This window comes from Autumnicola edwardsiae (assembly GCF_031846505.1).
Taxonomy (GTDB): Bacteria; Bacteroidota; Bacteroidia; order Flavobacteriales; family Flavobacteriaceae; genus Autumnicola; species Autumnicola edwardsiae.
In genome coordinates, this window is sequence record NZ_JAVRHP010000245.1 from 1 (window position 1) to 1185 (window position 1185).

The 1185-nt window shown below is 35.4% G+C and carries 3 protein-coding genes; all 3 read left to right on the plus strand.

Going from position 1 to position 1185, the window contains the following annotated elements:
* A partial coding sequence (locus RM529_RS17415) for a DUF3667 domain-containing protein (RefSeq protein ID WP_311486007.1) occupies positions 1-535 on the plus strand: 535 nt, incomplete at its 5' end.
* Between the two features lie 103 nt (positions 536-638).
* A complete protein-coding gene (locus RM529_RS17420; RefSeq protein ID WP_311486008.1) occupies positions 639-830 on the plus strand; it encodes a hypothetical protein in 192 nt (63 codons plus the stop codon).
* Between the two features lie 19 nt (positions 831-849).
* The gene (locus RM529_RS18205; RefSeq protein ID WP_432264548.1) at positions 850-1065 is read left to right on the plus strand and encodes a PLDc N-terminal domain-containing protein; all 216 of its coding nucleotides are present in this window, start codon (positions 850-852) and stop codon (positions 1063-1065) included.
* Positions 1066-1185: the final 120 nt, after the last annotated feature.

The window sequence follows — 1185 nt, forward strand, 5'->3', positions numbered from 1 at the left end:
TAACAGCCACTATGTTCTTCACGAGATTCAACAGGTATTAAACTTTGAAAAAGGTATTTTTTACACCATCTGGGAATTATTGATTCGACCCGGAAAAAATGTAAGGCTTTTTATTACCGAAAATAGAAGTCGGCTTGTAAAACCAATCCTTTTCATCATCGTCACTTCTTTAATGTATTCACTCGTGAACAACTTTTTTCTTATTGAAGATGGTTATGTAAAATATGACGAAGCAGAAAAATCTACCACAGGGATCATACTTCAATGGATCCAGGACCACTATGGATATGCTAACTTGATAATGGCCATATTTATAGCCTTCTGGGCAAAAATATTTTTCAGGAAGTATGGTTATAATTTTTACGAGATCTTAATCCTGCTATGTTTTGTAATGGGAATGGGAATGCTGTTTCTGACGGTTTTTGCAATTTTACAGGGCCTTACAAATTTTGGTCTGATGCAAATAGGAGGTATTTTATTTATCGTTTATTGTACCTGGGCTATAGGACAGTTTTTGACAGGAAAAAACCATTAAACTATTTTAAAGCATTTGCTTCCTATACGGTGGGAATGATTACGTTTATGATTGCTGCAATTCTTTTGGGAGTATCAATTGATCTAATAATAAAACTTTAAAAATGGAAAATAAAAAAGCACCGGTGTTTGCTGTTGCAGTTTCAGCCGTCATTATTGGGGTGGCTCTTTTTGAGGGGTTCGACTTTCAAAATCTCAGTTTTGAAAAACCGGCATTAGCAGTTGTTTATGCTCTTACGCTGGGTTTCTGTATTTATGTTTTAATCAGGCATGTGGTAAAGAAATTCAAAAGATAAACCAACCATGACAGAGTTTATGTTTTTTACGTTAATTGGGCTCACTGCAATTTTGTGGATTTGGGCAGCTGTGGATATTTTTCGTGCGCGATTTAAAAATCCAGTTTCGAGATTCCTTTGGCTCGTGGTAATTGTATTTTTTCCGATTATAGGATCCTTAATTTATTTTCAGTTCGGCAGGAGAAGAACCCGAGGAAGAAAAATATTTAATCCTGATTTTCGTAGATCACATTAACCCGGTCTTATTGAGATCGAAAATTGACATTTTTGAGCATTGATCAAAACCTATTCAGCAGTAGAACGTAACTTTAAACTACTGCAATAACCGCGGGCACTCTGTTCATTAAAAACGGAC

What these genes read in the sequence shown, in the direction of transcription:
- RM529_RS17420 (WP_311486008.1), top strand. Translation starts at nt 639, where the DNA reads ATGGAAAATAAAAAAGCACCGGTGTTTGCTGTTGCAGTTTCAGCCGTC.
- RM529_RS18205 (WP_432264548.1), top strand. Translation starts at nt 850, where the DNA reads ATGTTTTTTACGTTAATTGGGCTCACTGCAATTTTGTGGATTTGGGCA.